The following is a 17,611-nucleotide window of genomic DNA, read 5'->3' on the forward strand; positions in this document are numbered from 1 at the left end:
TTTATAATACAAATATATGTAAAATTAATAGATATGTTGAAGGGAGGTCTAAAGGTCTATGGAATTCACTCAGAGAGCAAAAAATATAATGATAGCCGTATGGTTTATCTTTGTTCCACTAGGTACTCTGTTAGTGTATATAAATTCCCCAACAAAACCTACCGAATGGGAAAACTACGGCTACTATTTACTTTTAGCCTTGTTATCTAGTGTATTTCCTTTTGTGATAGCCGGATCCACCATTGTTCTAGTCCTTTGGGTCAATGTAGCAATTTTCATGCAGTTCGGTATACTAGCAGAATTAATTTCGATGCAATTATGCATGTTTCCTATTATCTACCACATGAAAATAACACGTGAAACGTTATTTAAATACTTCTTCAACTCATCTATGTTTTTCTTCCTTTCCGTAATATGCGGAAGTCTTATTATTGGACTTGGATTTGAAGTGGGTAGTGTGAATATAATGGACGTTATTATTTTTGGTTCCTTATATGCCATCTCTTATATTTTCATAAACCATATTATATTATATGGGCGAGAAGTAATTTGCGGCTTTAAACCACTTTTTCTTACAAAAGATTTCTATTGGGAAACTGCATGTCTTTTAATGACACTGCCTTTTGGGCTAAGCTTATATTTATTTGAAGCTGCAATAGGTCCCATTGCTTTATTGTTAATGGGAATCCCGTTAATGACAATAACTGTGATCGTTCGTTTATATAGTGATTCAGAAAAGGTCAATAATGATTTGAATAAGGCTAGTGAATTTGGACATGAGTTAGCGGAACGTTTAACGTCTAATGAAATACTAGATATTTTTGTGGAAAGAGTTTCTAACATGTTTCCTATTGATAGTGCTTTTATTGTTGATAATTTAAATGGCAAATTTATTATTTTACGTGCAATGGTAGATGGAAGTATGAAAGAGCTAGAATTCCCTCATGAAGAAATTCAAAATAGCTTTGCAGGTACTTGTTACGATAAAGGGGAGCCAACCCTATTTAATAAACAGGTAGAATGGGTATCACAAAAGCCTCCATTTTTATCAACAGAAATGCAAAGTGTCATGTGTGTACCAATTTACCGCAACCAAAAAATTGAGGGAGTATTGGTTCTAGCAACGAAGAGTAAGTTCGCCTTTGAGCCATATCAGTTAAATATAGTTCATTTATTATGCTCCTATTTTGCTGTTTCCCTTGAAAAAGCAAGATTGGTTCGTGAAGCTGTTGCACAAAGTGAAATTTGTGAGCTTACAAAACTCTTTAACTATAGATATTTAGACAAACAAATAGCGCGCGATATGGCAAAAATGGAAGCAGGGGCTTATCAATCTCTTTCATTAATCATGCTGGACATAGATAAATTTAAAGCCGTGAATGATACGTATGGACATCATAGTGGAAATATTATCCTTAAAGAATTTGCTCAGCTTATAAAAAGCGAAATCGGTAGAGAAGGCACTGTAGGGAGATACGGTGGAGAAGAGTTCGTCGTCATCCTTCCTAATTACACCAAGCTACAAGCCATGAATCTCGCCGAGCAGCTGCGATTAAAGATCGAGCAAACGCCATTTATGGTCGAACTAGACCTAGCTGACGTAACGAGAGAAGAAATCATCTTTATTACAGCAAGTATTGGTGTTTCAACTGCTCCAGAGGACAGTGACGAGGGTAATTCTCTAATACGTAATGCTGATCGAGCGCTTTATATTGGGGCAAAGCAGGCGGGTAGAAATAGGGTTGCGGAGTATGTGAAGTGAAAAGAATGTTGAAAAATAAAATATAATATTGAATGATAAAAGGGATTTGGGCTACATTGCTCAAATCCCTTTTAAAGTATCCGTATTTTCTCCTACTCAGGCACTGACTCTTTGTATTTATTGTATTGCCTATTATTACCTTTTAAAGATATAATTGATTTATGCTGATAGAAAAATAATATCATATACAGTTAAAAGACGAATATAGTTACTTTTATTGTGACTAAATTCGTCTTTTCATTAAAATAAAAACATTACAAATCTATTATTTTTGTTAAAAAGGGTGAAAAAATTTGAGTTTTAATAAAATTATTAAAAACCAAGAAGGCTTAAGTCTAGTTGAATTATTAGTAGCTATAATAATAATCACTATAATTTTAATGGCATTTTTAACCTATTTTCTTCAGTCAGCAAAGACAGGGAAAAGTTCAGAAAAAATTGTGGATGCAACTTATGTAGCTCAGACCGAAATGGAAAGGTTTTATGAGTTAAGCTTACGCATTAATAATAGTGATAAACTATTGGGAATTGCAAATCTAGGGTACACTCCATCATCGAGTAATAATGAGGTTCAAGAAACATTTATAAAAAATCATTCGGCAAGCAACGAAATTATAGAAGTTAAGATTAAACCTCATAGTAATCTAAATGGTTTATATCATATAGTTATTGAAATTTATGATTATAAAGATGGTCCTCTCCGTGTGAAAATGGAAAATGTTATCGAATGGAGGTAGTTAGTATTGATATCATTGAAAGATAATAAAGGTTTTACTTTAATCGAAATACTTGCAGTAATAATCATAAGCTCATTATTTATAGGGATTTTTTCTAATATCTTATTTTCAATCTCTACCCAACATAAAAGACAACTCAATGAAAATATGCACTTAACTGATATATCTCTTGCTATGAAATTGATTACAAAAGATATAAGGAAATCCGAGAATCCACTCTGGATTAATGAAAAAAAGATAGATTTGAGTGGAGTAATCTATACATTTGATGAAGATAAACAGGTTATTAATAAAAATAAGGAAGCACTTGTTTATAATATACAAAATTTTAATGTCTCAGTTATAAAAAACAAATGGGAAATAGAAGTAACAAATATACAGGGGAAAAGTGAAAAAACCGAAATTGTAATAAGGAGAGGTGACTAAATTGTTTGATTATTTCAAAAAAACTTTTAAACATTCAGAAAAAGGTTTTACTCTCATAAATGTATTGTTATTACTGGTCCTTACAACAATTCTTGGATTAAGCTTGTTATTAATTACTTGGAATGTATCAAAATTTTCCAGCAATGAAAGAACTGATCAGACAACATTCTATATTGCAGAAGCTGGGGTTGCAACGACTAGGACAGTTATAGAAAAGAAAATTAAAAACATATATAACGAAGCATATGATGAAACGTTAAGGAAAAAAGTGATTTATGAAAGTCTTCCTATCGAACAACAAACGGGATTTAATTTTAGAGAAATTCTAAAAAAGGAGTTTGATAAAAGAATACAGAGTCAAATCCCGACCAATGAGGTATCTGTAGTTAATGGTTTTGAGGAAAACTATGATGAGAATAATAGTTTAGTCAAGCCTGAAGCAACCGTGAAATTTATAAAAACCAACACTGATCCCTTTGGTTACACTATTGAATCTATTGGTAAACTAGGAAAAAAGGTACGTAAGGTTAGTCAAGATTTTATTGTGGATTTAGAATATGGTGACGATGGAAGCGACTCTCCTGAGGTGGAAGAACCTGGAGAAAATGAGATTGAAGATTTAGCATTGTATGTTAATAAGACTATAGAACTATCTGGCAGTGCTACTATTAATGGAAATGTTGCTTTGGCTGGAGCTAAAGAGAATTTTAAAAAATGCTTAGATTGGAAAAAGGACATTATTATGTGTGGAGGCACGAAACATAATGGTGAAATTGTTTCAAATGTAAAGAGGATATACGAATTACCAGATTATCCAAATATTCCGAAGTTGAAAATCCCTAATGACTTAATTGTGTCTAAAAATCAACATGAAAAAACTCATGTTATTAAAGATGGAAATTTACTTATAACTAGTTACTTAACAAACAATTATATTCTGAAAATGAGTGAGTTAGGTGATAGTAATGGGAATTTACAATTTAAAAACCTAATTGTTGATAGTTATAATACATTAGTTATAGATGTTGGTTCAACTGATAAAGTTTTAGTAATTGATAGTTTAAGTTTAAGTGGACACATAAATATTATCGGAACAGGAAGCCTTACACTATTTGTAAAAAATTCAATTGGAATATATAACTCTAGTAGTATAAATAAAAATACTCAAAATGTTAATAAAATTAAAATATATTATAGTGGGAATGAAGAAATTAAAACTACTGGTGGAGAAATTATTTACGGATCCATTTATGCACAAAGAGCTAATATTAATTTAGGAGCTGGTGGCGGTGGCTATTATGGTGACATTTATACAGGTGGTTCTAGTTTTAAAATAAGTGGAGGGGTTAATGGATTTACTAACTTATATCTTGCTCCTAATGCACACTTTGAATTGCTTCAAGGAGGGCATGTAAAGGGTTTGATAGTCGCGGATAAATTTTCAGCAAGTGGAGGGGTTACTCTAACTCATGGAAAAGTAATTCCTAAATTTGAGCCCAAAAAAGAAATTTTTATACCAGAAAGACAAAAAGAAAGTGACTTAATAGATAGAAAAATATTATTAGAAAAATAAAATAAAAGAAATTAAATTATTTACAAAGGATAAAGGAAAGTGGATTGCACCTCAAATAATTTTGTCCTTTAACTATAGTGCCATCCTATATTAGGATTAAATACTGTTTGCTATATAGTAAACAGTATTTTTAGTCTAATTTTATTATTCATTCAACTTAAGAAAATATATATTCATATTTATTTTGGAATTTATTCCAAAAATGACTTGTATTAGATAGATTTATAATATATAAATAAGTAAAAGGGTTTATTATTTCTGATTAAAAATAGGAATATTTATATTGGTCTCTATGAAATAAGTGAAGAATTAGACTATAAAATAGGTTATATTTACTATTTTCGGTTTTGGGAAGGGGCATTTCGGTGGTTGTATTCAATAAAAAGGTGTTATTGATCCTATCTTTTATTTTGTTTATCTCAATTTTAATTACAAGTTTGTCACCTTTAAGTGCTATAGCGAAGAATAAATTAAATTCTACTATAGGGGGTTACGAGGTCTCTACTTCAGATAGAGATGAAATAATATCTTTCCTAAACGAAAAGATTGAGGATTGGAAAGCTAATACTCTTATACTGAACGGCAACCAAACTGAGTTAAATTTAGAATCCACATGGTTTATCTTTGACGTAGAGGCTACAGTTGATGACTTTTTAGCCCAAACGGATGCAGGAATTGCATTTTGGAAGGACGTCCCAACCATACATTTACCTCTTCAATTTACAATGAGTGGTGAAGTTAATGCCCTACTAGAAAGTCAGTCAAATATAGATCTTGAACAAACTTTGGCAAATATAAAAGAAAAAGTAGAAGTACTATCTACCGAACCTATAGAAAGTGTTGCAATAGATTTATCGCAACTACCATTAGAAAGAGTCGCATTTACTTTGGAAAATATTGTGCTAAATACAACGAGTCTTGACGAAATTATTACTTTGCTGGATGAACAAGTTATTGGAAGTGGAAAAGTATTTTCTTTAAATGAACAAGTAAATCAGATGAATATTGGTGCTTCCAATGAAACGTTGAATTTTGTTGGTTCTGTTCTTTACAGTGTAATTCTCCAAACAGAGTTTGAAGTAGTAGAGCGTCATTCTCAAGGGGTGATTCCATCCTATCTAGAAGCTGGAATAGAAGTGGAACTTAGCGAAACAAAAGACTTTAAGTTTAAAAATACTACTGATCATCCAGCTAGCCTCAAGGCGAGTATAAAGGATAATGCTCTATTAATAGAAATGTATGCTATACCTACTGAAACAGAAGGAAAATACCAGATTAGAGAGCGACAGGAAATTAAGCCTAGAACCATTTATAGATATTCCCCTGATTTAGCACCAGGTAAAGAGGAGCTAATTGAAGAAGGGAAACCGGGCTTAAGGGTAGCTGTCTATCGCACGATATCAGACAAAGTAGGACCTTATGAGAATGAAGAGCTAATTTCCCAAGATTATTACCCACCTACTAATAGAGTTATTCTAAAGTCAGCTACAATTCCGGAATCGACGGTAGCTCAAGATCCAGATTTAAATATTGATTTGAACGGAGATGGATTGCCGGATATGAATCCAAATAATTCTACTGTTAGTGAGGAGCCAACATCAACTGCCTCCCAACCAACTACTGAGGAGAGCTCAGATGAACTTCCAGAGGGGAGCTATTATGATAAAGCGGGAAATATTATAAATGGCTCTAAATAACTAGTAATCGATTGGGGTGGCATGGTTTGAAGGTGAATGTAAGGAAGCGGTTAGGGGATTTATTGGTAGAATCAAACGTAATTAATAGTGAACAGTTAGATTATGCACTTACACAAAAGAAACGTGAAGAAAAGCTAGGAGATTTTCTTATTAAGGAAAACCTGCTAACAGAACAGCAGCTAATAGAAGTGCTGGAATTTCAACTAGGAATTCCTCACGTCAATTTAAATCAGTATTCCATCGAGCCGGAATTGATACAGCTAGTTCCTAAAGAGCTAGCGAAGCGAACATATATTATGCCACTTAAAAAAGATCGGAATAAGTTATTGATTGCAATGGCAGATCCAATGGATTATTTTGCAATTGAAGAAGTGAGAATGGCGACAGGCTGTCAAATTGAGACAAGTATCGCAGCGAAGGATGATATATACCGTACCATAACAAAATATTATGATTTACAGGAATCCATGGACCAAGCGTTGATTGATATGTCTCCCAAAGAGATAGAAAACGATACACAAATTACTGATGAGGATTCTCCTATCGTTCGATTAGTTAACCAAATCATTGCTAATGGAGTAGCCCAAAGAGCGAGTGATATTCACTTTGATCCACAGGAGAATGATTTGCGTGTTCGTTATAGAGTGGATGGGATGCTTAAATCTGAACGTTCACTGCCTAAATATATGCAAAATGTTATACTAGCCCGTATTAAAATTATGGGTAATTTGAACATTACTGAAAATCGCATTCCTCAGGATGGCCGTATCAAGTTAACCGTTAATATGAAAGCGATAGATATTCGATTGTCCACCCTCCCTACAATATACGGGGAGAAGGTAGTTATGAGGATACTTGATTTAAGTAGTGCTTTAAATAACTTAGGGAAGCTTGGCTTTAATGATAAAAACTTAGCTGCTTTTAGTAAGATGATTGAACAACCTAATGGAATTGTACTTTTAACTGGTCCAACGGGTTCTGGTAAATCCTCTACGCTATATGCTGCTCTAAATCAGTTAAATGATGAGAATGTCAATATTATTACAGTAGAAGATCCAGTGGAATATCAATTAGAGGGTATTAACCAGATTCAAGTCCGTGATGAAGTTGGATTAACATTTGCTGCAGGGTTAAGATCTATTTTACGTCAGGATCCAGACATAGTAATGGTTGGAGAAATTCGAGATTTAGAAACGGCACAAATCGCAGTACGGGCTTCATTGACTGGGCATCTAGTTTTAAGCACACTACATACAAATAGTGCTGTAGAGTCTGTTTCACGGTTAAAGGATATGGGAGTTGAGCCTTTCCTTCTTTCCTCTTCATTGGTTGGAATCGTTGCACAGCGATTAGTACGTAAAATATGTAGAGACTGTGGAGAAATGAAAGTACCCAATGAAAGAGAAAAAGAAATATTTGCTGAACGTGGGATCAGCATCGAACAGGTTCGAAGAGGCAAGGGCTGTCCTGCATGCAATCAAAGTGGTTATAGAGGTCGTTTAGCAATTCACGAGGTGTTAGTTGTGGATGAATATGTAAAGGATCTGATTCTAACTTCCAAAAGCCCAGCATTAATAAAAGATTATATGAATAAAACTGGGTATTCGAGTTTACTAGATGATGGGCTGCTAAAGGTAAAAGCCGGATTAACCACGACAGAAGAGGTATTGCGTGTGGCGACTGTAAATTGAGGTGTTTAACATGAGAAGATCATTCATTCAGTTACTCCAACAATCTTATGAAGATAAAGCATCAGACTTACACATTACTGTGGGACTGCCACCTGTGTTTAGAGTAAATGGTTCTTTAAAGGCGAATGGAGAAATGGAGCTTACTACCAACGAAACGAGAGAAATGCTTAAAGAAATATTGGATCCATCTAAATATGAGGAGTTTGAAGAAAAAGGAGAAATTGATTTTAGTCATGAGCTGTCAGAGTTATGTAGATTTCGTATTAACGCCTATCATCAACAGGGCCAAGTGTCTATAGCAGCGCGAATGATAGAGTCGAATATTCCAGCAATAGAAAGCTTAGGAATGCCTAATGTTTTGTACGCATTAGCAGACAAACCACAGGGGCTAATACTTGTAACAGGTCCAACAGGATCTGGGAAGTCTACTACCTTAGCATCGATGATTGACTATATAAATTCAACTAAAGCGAAGCACATTATTACCCTAGAAGATCCGATAGAATATGTTCACATGCATAAAAAGTCGGTTATAAACCAAAGAGAAGTAGGTACTGACACACTAAGCTTTGCTAATGGTTTGAGAGCGGCGCTTAGACAAGATCCAGATGTAATTTTAGTAGGGGAAATGCGTGACCTGGAAACTATATCAACCGCTATCACCGCAGCTGAAACAGGACATCTTGTAATGGCGACTTTGCATACAAGCAGTGCACCTACTACTATTGATCGAATTATTGATGTCTTTCCTCCCCATCAACAAGGACAAATAAGAATACAATTGGCAAATGTGTTGCAAGGCATCATTTCTCAAAGGTTGTTTGTCCAAAATGACGGAAAGGGAAGGGTGGCTGCTACAGAAATACTTGTACATACACCATCCATCGCAAATCTTATTAGAAATGAGAAGGTACATCAAATTCAAAATGTTATGCAAACTAGCCGTGCCTTAGGTATGCATACATTAGAATCCTCCGTTCAATCTCTACTGACAAGTGGGAAAATTTCCTTGGAAGTAGCTAAGCCTTTTATGAATTTAGGTGAATATTAATGGTAGTTTTTAAATATAACGGTCGAACCTCTCAAGGAGCACTAAAAAAAGGAATTATCGATGCGACAACTAAACAAAATGCCATTGCTAAACTTCGGTCCCAAGGGATCAACCCTAGAGAGCTTGAAGAGTCTAAAAGTATTCTTCATAAGGAATTAACTCTTGGTGGCAAAGTTAAAAATGAGCATTTCGTTATTTATTGTAGACAGTTCGCAACTCTTATTCGTGCAGGTGTTTCCATCTTGGAGTCTACCAAAATATTAGGAGATCAAACGTCTAGTAAACCTTTAAAGAAGGGGTTATACGATGTCGAGGAGGATGTACGATCAGGTCTATCTTTTTCCGAAGCTGCAGCAAAGTATCCTAAAGTATTCCCGTCTTTATTTGTGAATATGATTCGAGCTGGGGAGGCAACTGGTAACTTAGATGAATCATTGGAAAGATTAGCATTTTCTTATGAAAAACAATTTAATTTGAAAAAAAAGGTGCAATCCACCTTGGCGTATCCTGTTGTTTTGCTTTTACTCACTATTGTTGTAGCAGTGTTTTTAATGCTGACCATTGTTCCTCAGTTCGTAACCATGTTCGATGATATGGGGGCAGAGCTTCCGCTTATTACTAAAATCGTAATGGGCTTTAGTGAATCGCTTCAAACCTCCTGGTATTTCTATTTCGGAGGAGTGTTACTAATAGGTGTAACCTTTTACTTGCTTTATAGCAAGAATACGCAATTTTATTATTCCTTTAATGTGTTTTTATTGAAGATGCCAGTGTTTGGGAAGCTTTTACAAAAGTCTGCAATAGCTAGAATGACAAGGACGCTTTCTTCGTTATTTAGCAGTTCGGTGCCAATCCTTCAAGCATTGACAATAGTAGAAAAAGTAATCGGCAATCCAGTTGTTGCAAAAGTAGTGAGTGACTCAAGGACAAGCCTTGAACAAGGGAGCACATTATCAGCACCTTTGGAAAAAAGTTGGATTTTTCCTCCTCTAGTAACGCAGATGACAGCTATAGGGGAACAAACGGGATCACTCGATTACATGCTAGAAAAAATAGCCGACTTTTATGAGGATGATGTGGATCGAACAGTAGATACACTTAAATCCTTAATCGAGCCATTAATGATTGTTTTCTTAGCTGCAATAGTTGGAACCATTGTGATGGCTATCATGGTACCGATGTTTAGTATGTATGAACAAATTTAATATTAGTTTCCATTTAAGGAGGTGAAAGAGATTAACCGGAATGATGATTTAAACAAAGATATGTTAACAACACAAGGGGGAAATAAAATGAAAAAAATGAAAAAGTTATTAAAAAATCAAAAGGGTTTAACATTAATTGAACTTTTAGCAGTTATCGTAATACTTGCTATTGTTGCGGCAATTGCGGTACCTTCTATCGGTAATATTATAGACAATAGTAGAGTTGGAGCAATTAAAGGGGATGCGCAAAATGCTTTAGCAGCAGCAAGTTTATATTTTACTGAGCAAAATAGTGCAAATAATGCGGAGGTTAGTGTAAAAACTTTGAAAGACTCAAAATATTTAGATGAAACTGGCTCTTTGAGTGTTGAAGGCACTAAAATAAAAAAAACAACTACTGGCAATGTAATTAACGGGTCTGGTACTGGTAGTGGTATAACAGTAACTTTTACCAATGCTACAAATGCTGCAATTAGTGCTCATAAAAATAACGATAATGGAAATGACACAATTGGTATTAAAGTAACAGGAAGATAGGATTTACTAAAATAAAATCAGTTTCTACGCTTCTATAGAGCGTAGAAACTAGATTTCAGGTTTGAGTAAACGATTAATCTCGTTTGTTGAAACGTGAAATTAATATTACTTAGAAAACCATGGGGGAAAAGCCAAAATGTTCAAAAAGAAAAAGAAGCGTTTCGTTGTTCTAGATATAAGCGAGTATGTGATCAGAGCTATTGTTATGAATACTTCCGTTATTAGCGAAGGAGAAGTTTTTGAACATTCTCTAGCTCCCGGCATTATGGAGGGGGATATGATCAAAGATGAAATGGCGTTCTTTGAATTGTTGAAGGAGGTTACTCAACAATGGGGGATAAAGAAAGCGGATGTTCGTTTCTTTGTGCCAGACAGCTCCATTATGATGAAAGCTTTTGAGCATCCGAAAGAGTTGGAATCCTCTAAATTAAAAGGATATGTAGAGATGGAGCTAGGTCGTACCATTCATTTACCATTCACAAATCCTTTAATTGATGTATACGATGATTTACCGAATGATGGTGAGGCGACACTTTTTGCTGCTCCTTCGGAGGAAGTGACTAAGATGGCAGGGATTTTGGATGACTTGACTTTGCACCCAACTCACGCAGATGTAAAGGCACTTTCTACCATTCGTTTTTTGGAGGAAAGTAAAAGCTTTGTGATAGGGAAAATTTATCTGATTACTGATTGGTCTATAAATGGGATCAATATTTCGATATATTCCTCTGGTAAGCTTGAATTTTTACGTTATCAATCAATCGAAACTTCCTTACTCGAGTGGAAACCACGCGTGCAAGGGGAGCAAAATTTGAGTTTTGAGTTTGATGGTGACCTGGAAGACTACCGTACACAACTAATCGATCAAATTGCAGAAATCGACCGTATATTAAACTTTTACCGGTTTTCTTTATACAAAGGAGAGAGAGCGGTAACTGAAATTATTATTTTAGGGGATTCTCCAGAAATGGATTATATTGTATCTCAAATGCATGCTAATTATGATACACCTATTCAATATATCGATGATGATAAAGTTCAGTCAATTTATCCTAAAATGAAGGCAAAATATATTCCGCTTATCGGACTTGGACTGAAGGAGGCATTTTAATGGTTCCAGAAATTAATTTGTTGCCTCAAATAGAGAGAAGAAAATCCAGTAATTTGTTAGTAATTATCGGGGCTATCTTAATCGTATTACTCTTAATATTCCTATGTATTCAATATTTTACTTTAAAAAGTAACGTAACATCCTTAAGTAGTCAGGAAACAGAAATTACTGTCGAAAGAGATTTGTTGTCTGCTGAGGTTGCTGCTATGGCGACAGGAGAGCAAGGAAGTCTTTCCTCTTCCGTTACTTTTGTAGAAAGTGTTTCTTATCCAGTAAGCCCTTTAATAGATGAAATTCAATCTTTATTAGCAGAGAATACATATTTACGTGGCTACCAGTTTAATGAAGAGGGCGTCTTGCTTGAAGCAGATTTTGAAACAATGAATGAGATCTCTTCTTTTATTGAAAAGCTGCTAAATAGCTCATATTTTGGTGATGTAAAAGTCGAAACACTTTCTAGCTTTGAGCCTGTCGGAGAAAACGATACAGAGGATGACAAAATTGACTTTGATGTTCAGTGGAGATACTCTGCAACGCTTTTTTTAGTATATGAAGAAACCTACTTGCGAGATGGAGGTACCCAATAATGAATGAATTAGTAAGTGATAAACGAACGGGGTATCTACTTATTGTTGCTCTAGTAGCTGTATTGTTAGGGGCTTTATACTTTTTTCTTATTTCACCCTTACAGCAAGAAAAGCAGTCGAAAGAAGTGGTTATAAGTAATGTGCGCAATGAAATCGATTTGCTTAGTACCCAACTAGTTGCACCAAGTGAAGAGGAAGAAAATTCATTTCTTTTAGAAAAAAAAGTTCCGCTCTCTCGGGAATTAAATCGACTTGTTCAATCTATTGAAGAAGTGGAATTAATTAGTGAGGCAAGGGTGGAGTCCGTTAATTTTAATAACTATGATGAAATTGTTGCGGATTCGTCTCTAGCGGCTACCGACGAAGAGGTGCCTTTAAATGAACCAGTTGCAACAACTGATGAAGCTAATCCTGAAGGAGAAATAGTTACGGAAGCACCAGTATCTCCTATTGCGAATGCTGTACTTCCTCCACAATTAAAGCTGATCACATTTGATATCACGGTGTGGACAAAGGATTACGATCATTTAAGTACATTTATTAAAGAGATTGAAAGTATTGAACGTATTTATCGAATTGATGCAATTGAATTTTCTTTGCTAGGGGAAGAAGAACTTTATGATTTAGAAGTTCAGGAAGCGGTCAGTGCAACGATACAAGTTACTACTTTCTATTATGGGGATGAATAAATTCTATTAATCTATTATTTAAACCTTACTTATTTGCTTTAATAAAATAACTAGATAGGGAGTCTATCTATGTCGATATCTCAATTGTGTATGTATCTAGCCGTGTATGTGCTGCCGGCTTTATATTTGTTTGGCTTAGCTTGTGTGGTGCTAATGCAGCAGTCCAGGAGATTGGAAAATAGATTGATTACGGCTATTTTAGTGTCCTACAGTTTCCTTTATTTTGGGGAGTTTTTTCGGCACCTGTTACCGATTGAATATAGTTCAACCGTTTCTGGTATTGGACTTGGTTTAATTAGTTTGTTAGTGGTGAGTCTTACTCTCCATTTGTATATACATGTTTCCAACTTGTACATATATATCCCGCGTATCGTGTATCCTGGTGTCTTTTATGTACCTTTTTTGATTGTGCTAGTGGCTCAAATTTTACATTGGAGGATCATTCCATTTATTTTACATGAGCCAAGGGGCTTCTGGTACGTGCCTATTTATAATGAGGAATATTATATTGTTTTGACATCATCCGCTATGTTGAATCTTATAATGGTTTTTATTTTAATTATAGGTTTACGAAAGACCGTGAATTTACAGCAACGCAAGCTATTAAAGTTTTTGATGGTTTGTACATTGGTTGTGTTTACTTTAAAGGCTTCTATGGGTTATCTAAATTTCGGTGAACATATACCTCCCTATACATTCCTGATCGAAGGAATTGTTTTCTCCATTTTTATATCTTTTTCCTTCCTGCATAACGATTTACTGCCAAACATCTCTCGGCGATATCGAACCTTATTTGATATCAGTCCCATACCGATCATGATATTAGATAATAACTTGGATATTTTAGAAATAAACAAGCAAGGTAGGTTTCTATTGAATATCAGTGACCCAACGGATATGAATTTGATGAAATATGCAAGGACCAAGCATAATAAAAAACTTCTCCGGAAACTAATTGAACAACTTCAGCTAAAAGGGACTTTACGAGACTATTCTTTGGCGCTAGACAATCTATACCTTGATGGCCGAATACACATCTCCATAGATGCCAAGTACGTGGTTACTGGAAAGGAAAGAATCTTCTACGCTATGCTTAGAGATGTCACGAGCGAGGTTGAAAAGGAAAAAATGATTATGCATATGGCCTATCACGATGTCCTGACCGATTTACACAATCGAGCTTTTTTTGTCACGCATATTACCAAAAAATTAGTAGAGATGTCGCAGAAGGAATCTGGAGAGGCATACTTTGTTTTACTAGATTTAAATCAATTTAAGATTATTAACGATAGCTTTGGTCATTCGGTGGGGGATCAAGTACTGCAATATACTGCTGAAGTTTTGAAAGATGCAACGAATAAAAACGATTTGGTAGCCCGTTTTGGTGGAGATGAGTTTGTTTTATTTTTAGATGACTTTAATACCCGTGAAGACTTTGAAGGATGGCTATCTCAATTAAGAATGACATTTGAGGAAAAAAACTTTAATTATAACGATATCCATATCAAGGTTATACCAAGTATTGGGATAGCCTACTGCCCTGAGCAGGGAGATTCCTTTGAGGATCTTTTTCATGTAGCTGACCTCAATATGTATGCAGATAAAGAAAGTTTAAAAAGTAGGAAATAAGGTGTTTGAATGGAAATCGTAATCGCAATATTTGTATTAATATATGGTTTAGTGCTTGGCTCTTTTTATAATGTAGTGGGACTAAGGGTGCCGAAAGGTGAATCTATTGTTCGCCCGCCTTCTCATTGCACGATATGTGATCGCAATTTAACGGCTAAAGACTTGGTGCCGGTCTTATCCTATGTTTTTTTGAAGGGAAAGTGCCGAGGATGTGATACTAAAATCCATTGGGTTTACCCAGTCATCGAGCTAACTACAGGCGTATTATTCACATTTGCATACTTCCAACTAGGTTTTTCGTGGGAGTTCCTTGTTTCGCTATTGTTTATTTCTTTATTAATTATCATTACAGTTTCAGATATTGCGTATATGCTCATCCCTGATAAAATACTTTTATTCTTTTTAATTCCACTAATTATTGGTCGCATTATCTCACCTTTAACTCCTTGGTGGGACAGTATAGTCGGAGCAATTGTTGGATTTGGAATTTTACTCTTAGTTGCTATGGTGTCGAAAGGTGGCATGGGTGGTGGTGATATCAAGCTTTTCTTTGTTATTGGTGTCGTGTTAGGAACGGTATCCACCTTAGTGACATTGTTTTTAGCCTCTGTTATAGGAACGGTAGTGGGTATTATTACGTTGAAAATTTCCAAGCAAGGAAGGAAAACCCCTATTCCATTTGGACCTTCTATAGCAATCGCAGCGATAATTTCTTTTTTCTATGGTCAAGCAATTGTCGACTTGTATATTAATTTGTTTTTTTAACTCGATAAGTTTTTAGGACGAGCCGACAAAGGTCTTGTCCTTTTTTAATTGGGGAATGGTAAAGTGGTGAAAAAAGAGGTGAAATTATGCCATTTCGAAAAAAAAATCCTAAGAAAATGATTTTAATGGCTGGACTACAAGGGCTTGTTATAGGAGTTGTCGGGGTTTTATTGTTTGGGTTGTTATTAAATATAGCTAACGATCGGAAGGTAGAAGGGGAAGCAAGTGGAGATAAGAATAATACGGAAAAGCCGGCTACCGAAAATGGAAAGGAAACGGGAGGAGAAAAGGTAGAGACATCTGCGGAGCCGTCCCTAACTTTCAAGGCCAAGCAATATGGAATGTTCTCTACAAAAGAAAGCGCCATTTCTTTTATGGCAGTTGAACCCTCACTAGAGCGTGCCGGTATTGTTCAGGCAGAAGGGCAGTTTTATATTTGGAGTGATTTATATGTAAAAGAAACTGCTGCTGTTAGTACAGAAGCATTGCCATCCTTTATAAAAAATTTTTACGTGTCTACAAGCAGTTGTGAGAATCCAAAAGTTAAAAACATGATGACATTATTGACTGAGGAAAATTTGTCTAAAAATTTTTTTGACTCCATTGCCAGTAAAGAAAAATATCCCGATGATCTAGCCACAATTGTTCAAGCTATCACAACGTTTTCGGACAGTCCATCAGTCATTCGACTACATGTTTTTACCCACTATTTAGAACAGAACGATTGTGTAAAATTAAATTTTTAAATAAGAAAACAGCCTAAAATCAAATAGTCACGTTTTTAACACAATTTTCATTTTCTCCATTCTTTTGTATGCTTAGGAAAAGGGGGAATTTCAATGAAAATAACAACAAATAACAGAATAATTCTAGCAAGCGAGTCACCAAGAAGAAAGGAGCTTTTTGGTAGATTAGGGATCCCATTTGAAATACAAGCCTCTGGTGTATCCGAGGATGTCGAACAGGAGCTATCTCCAGAGGAATTTACACTTGCGATAGCGACCAAAAAATCAGATGAAGTAGTACAAGGAAATGAAGATGCCATCGTTATAGCGGCGGATACTACTGTATATTTAGGCGAAAAACTATTAACTAAGCCTGTTGATTCTAATCAGGCAAAAGAGTTTCTTCAAGCACTCTCTGGTCAAGAGCACCGAGTAATCACAGGAGTATCCATCCAAGGAGCAGGTATTTCTATTGGATTTACCGAAACTACTGCCGTGCAATTTTACGAACTGACAGAAGAACAGATAGATGCTTATGTTGCTAGCGGAGATTCACTCGATAAGGCAGGCGCTTACGGTATACAAACAATGGGTGGAATGTTCGTTGAAAAAATCAATGGCGATTACAACAATGTAGTCGGATTACCGCTAGGCCGTTTGTTCCAGACGCTTTTAACATTGAAAGTCATCCAATTAGAAAAGGAGATTTCTGAATGAGTGTTAAAATTCCTCCAGCTCTCATGATCCGAGATGTACATATAGCGGACAGACCAAGAGAGAGACTGATTAGACAAGGTGCCTCAAGCTTATCAAACCAAGAACTACTTGCAATCTTGCTTCGTACTGGAACGAAGCAAGAGTCTGTTCTTCATCTTGCCAATCGAGTATTGGGTTTTTTTGAACAGATTCAAGAGTTAAAAAATGCTACGCTGGAAGAAATGATGACGGTTAAAGGAATTGGCCAAGCAAAGGCTGTCCAACTTCTAGCAGCGGTCGAGCTAGGAAAAAGATTATCGCAGCAAAAAACAAATGAAAAGTTTACAATTAGATCCCCGAGTGACGCAGCCACTTATTTAATGCCAGATATGACCTCCCTCACGCAAGAACACTTCGTAACATTATTCCTAAATGTAAAAAATCAAATACTACACAAGCAAACGATATTTATTGGGTCTTTAAACGCTTCCATCGTTCATCCTAGGGAAATATTTAGAGAAGCGGTAAAACGTTCCGCTGCATCCATTATTTGTGCTCACAACCATCCTTCAGGAAACCCTTCTCCTTCGACTGAAGACATAGAAGTAACGAAACGGTTGATGGAGGCAGGAAAGCTTATGGGTATTGAACTTCTTGACCATGTAATCATAGGGGACCATCAATTTATAAGTTTAAAAGAAAAGGGGTATATGTGACACTGTGCATTTTT

General features: G+C 35.4%; 17 protein-coding genes. All 17 read left to right on the forward strand.

Annotation, left to right across the window (positions count from 1 at the left end; all coding sequences use genetic code 11):
- Window positions 1–58: 58 nt before the first annotated feature.
- The 17 genes from Q0371_RS08475 (at window position 59) to radC (ending at window position 17,597) form a co-directional block, all read left to right on the forward strand.
- Complete coding sequence (locus Q0371_RS08475) at window positions 59–1,762, forward strand: sensor domain-containing diguanylate cyclase (protein ID WP_298470281.1); 1,704 nt, start codon at window positions 59–61, stop codon at window positions 1,760–1,762.
- A gap of 293 nt (window positions 1,763–2,055) precedes the next feature.
- Window positions 2,056–2,499 (forward strand): prepilin-type N-terminal cleavage/methylation domain-containing protein, encoded by a 444-nt coding sequence (locus Q0371_RS08480; RefSeq protein ID WP_298470283.1) that lies wholly within the window; start codon window positions 2,056–2,058, stop codon window positions 2,497–2,499.
- 6 nt (window positions 2,500–2,505) lie between these two features.
- Window positions 2,506–2,925 (forward strand): type II secretion system protein, encoded by a 420-nt coding sequence (locus Q0371_RS08485; RefSeq protein ID WP_298470285.1) that lies wholly within the window; start codon window positions 2,506–2,508, stop codon window positions 2,923–2,925.
- A 1-nt stretch (window position 2,926) separates the two neighbouring features.
- Window positions 2,927–4,498, forward strand: coding sequence for a PilX N-terminal domain-containing pilus assembly protein (locus Q0371_RS08490; protein WP_298470287.1), 1,572 nt, complete (start codon window positions 2,927–2,929; stop codon window positions 4,496–4,498).
- Window positions 4,499–4,863: 365 nt separating this feature from the next.
- Window positions 4,864–6,195 carry a VanW family protein gene (locus Q0371_RS08495; protein ID WP_298470289.1) on the forward strand — a complete coding sequence of 444 codons (1,332 nt, stop codon included), beginning with the start codon at window positions 4,864–4,866 and terminating at the stop codon, window positions 6,193–6,195.
- Between the two features lie 26 nt (window positions 6,196–6,221).
- Entirely contained in the window at window positions 6,222–7,886 is a 1,665-nt protein-coding gene (locus Q0371_RS08500; RefSeq protein WP_298470291.1) for a GspE/PulE family protein, read from the forward strand.
- Window positions 7,887–7,896: 10 nt separating this feature from the next.
- On the forward strand, window positions 7,897–8,937 hold the full coding sequence (locus Q0371_RS08505; protein ID WP_298470293.1) for a type IV pilus twitching motility protein PilT: 1,041 nt from the start codon (window positions 7,897–7,899) through the stop codon (window positions 8,935–8,937).
- Window positions 8,937–10,142 (forward strand): type II secretion system F family protein, encoded by a 1,206-nt coding sequence (locus Q0371_RS08510; RefSeq protein ID WP_298470295.1) that lies wholly within the window; start codon window positions 8,937–8,939, stop codon window positions 10,140–10,142. The genes Q0371_RS08505 and Q0371_RS08510 overlap by 1 nt, the downstream gene beginning before the upstream one ends.
- An 87-nt stretch (window positions 10,143–10,229) precedes the next feature.
- On the forward strand, window positions 10,230–10,679 hold the full coding sequence (locus Q0371_RS08515) for a prepilin-type N-terminal cleavage/methylation domain-containing protein (RefSeq protein ID WP_298470297.1): 450 nt from the start codon (window positions 10,230–10,232) through the stop codon (window positions 10,677–10,679).
- Between the two features lie 136 nt (window positions 10,680–10,815).
- Window positions 10,816–11,790: a pilus assembly protein PilM gene (gene pilM, locus Q0371_RS08520; protein WP_298470299.1), complete on the forward strand. Its 975-nt coding sequence runs from the start codon at window positions 10,816–10,818 to the stop codon at window positions 11,788–11,790.
- A complete protein-coding gene (locus Q0371_RS08525; RefSeq protein ID WP_298470301.1) occupies window positions 11,790–12,377 on the forward strand; it encodes a PilN domain-containing protein in 588 nt (195 codons plus the stop codon). Before pilM ends, Q0371_RS08525 begins: the two co-directional genes overlap by 1 nt.
- On the forward strand, window positions 12,377–13,066 hold the full coding sequence (locus Q0371_RS08530; protein ID WP_298470303.1) for a potassium transporter: 690 nt from the start codon (window positions 12,377–12,379) through the stop codon (window positions 13,064–13,066). The genes Q0371_RS08525 and Q0371_RS08530 overlap by 1 nt, the downstream gene beginning before the upstream one ends.
- A 69-nt stretch (window positions 13,067–13,135) precedes the next feature.
- Window positions 13,136–14,695, forward strand: coding sequence for a sensor domain-containing diguanylate cyclase (locus Q0371_RS08535; RefSeq protein WP_298470305.1), 1,560 nt, complete (start codon window positions 13,136–13,138; stop codon window positions 14,693–14,695).
- A gap of 9 nt (window positions 14,696–14,704) precedes the next feature.
- Entirely contained in the window at window positions 14,705–15,460 is a 756-nt protein-coding gene (locus Q0371_RS08540) for an A24 family peptidase (protein ID WP_298470307.1), read from the forward strand.
- Between the two features lie 86 nt (window positions 15,461–15,546).
- The gene (locus Q0371_RS08545) at window positions 15,547–16,206 is read left to right on the forward strand and encodes a hypothetical protein (protein ID WP_251553475.1); all 660 of its coding nucleotides are present in this window, start codon (window positions 15,547–15,549) and stop codon (window positions 16,204–16,206) included.
- Window positions 16,207–16,299: 93 nt separating this feature from the next.
- The gene (locus Q0371_RS08550) at window positions 16,300–16,902 is read left to right on the forward strand and encodes a Maf family protein (protein WP_251553476.1); all 603 of its coding nucleotides are present in this window, start codon (window positions 16,300–16,302) and stop codon (window positions 16,900–16,902) included.
- Complete coding sequence (radC, locus tag Q0371_RS08555; RefSeq protein WP_298470310.1) at window positions 16,899–17,597, forward strand: DNA repair protein RadC; 699 nt, start codon at window positions 16,899–16,901, stop codon at window positions 17,595–17,597. The genes Q0371_RS08550 and radC overlap by 4 nt, the downstream gene beginning before the upstream one ends.
- The last annotated feature ends 14 nt before the right edge of the window (window positions 17,598–17,611 follow it).

Source organism: uncultured Psychrobacillus sp., assembly GCF_938022135.1.
Classification (GTDB): Bacteria; Bacillota; Bacilli; order Bacillales_A; family Planococcaceae; genus Psychrobacillus.

Bases quoted from the DNA above. Each gene is read 5' to 3' on its own strand.
- Q0371_RS08475 (WP_298470281.1), top strand. From the start codon at position 59: ATGGAATTCACTCAGAGAGCAAAAAATATAATGATAGCCGTATGGTTT.
- Q0371_RS08505 (WP_298470293.1), top strand. From the start codon at position 7,897: ATGAGAAGATCATTCATTCAGTTACTCCAACAATCTTATGAAGATAAA.
- Q0371_RS08510 (WP_298470295.1), top strand. From the start codon at position 8,937: ATGGTAGTTTTTAAATATAACGGTCGAACCTCTCAAGGAGCACTAAAA.
- Q0371_RS08515 (WP_298470297.1), top strand. From the start codon at position 10,230: ATGAAAAAAATGAAAAAGTTATTAAAAAATCAAAAGGGTTTAACATTA.
- pilM (WP_298470299.1), top strand. From the start codon at position 10,816: ATGTTCAAAAAGAAAAAGAAGCGTTTCGTTGTTCTAGATATAAGCGAG.
- Q0371_RS08525 (WP_298470301.1), top strand. From the start codon at position 11,790: ATGGTTCCAGAAATTAATTTGTTGCCTCAAATAGAGAGAAGAAAATCC.
- Q0371_RS08530 (WP_298470303.1), top strand. From the start codon at position 12,377: ATGAATGAATTAGTAAGTGATAAACGAACGGGGTATCTACTTATTGTT.
- Q0371_RS08535 (WP_298470305.1), top strand. From the start codon at position 13,136: ATGTCGATATCTCAATTGTGTATGTATCTAGCCGTGTATGTGCTGCCG.
- Q0371_RS08540 (WP_298470307.1), top strand. From the start codon at position 14,705: ATGGAAATCGTAATCGCAATATTTGTATTAATATATGGTTTAGTGCTT.
- Q0371_RS08545 (WP_251553475.1), top strand. From the start codon at position 15,547: ATGCCATTTCGAAAAAAAAATCCTAAGAAAATGATTTTAATGGCTGGA.
- Q0371_RS08550 (WP_251553476.1), top strand. From the start codon at position 16,300: ATGAAAATAACAACAAATAACAGAATAATTCTAGCAAGCGAGTCACCA.
- radC (WP_298470310.1), top strand. From the start codon at position 16,899: ATGAGTGTTAAAATTCCTCCAGCTCTCATGATCCGAGATGTACATATA.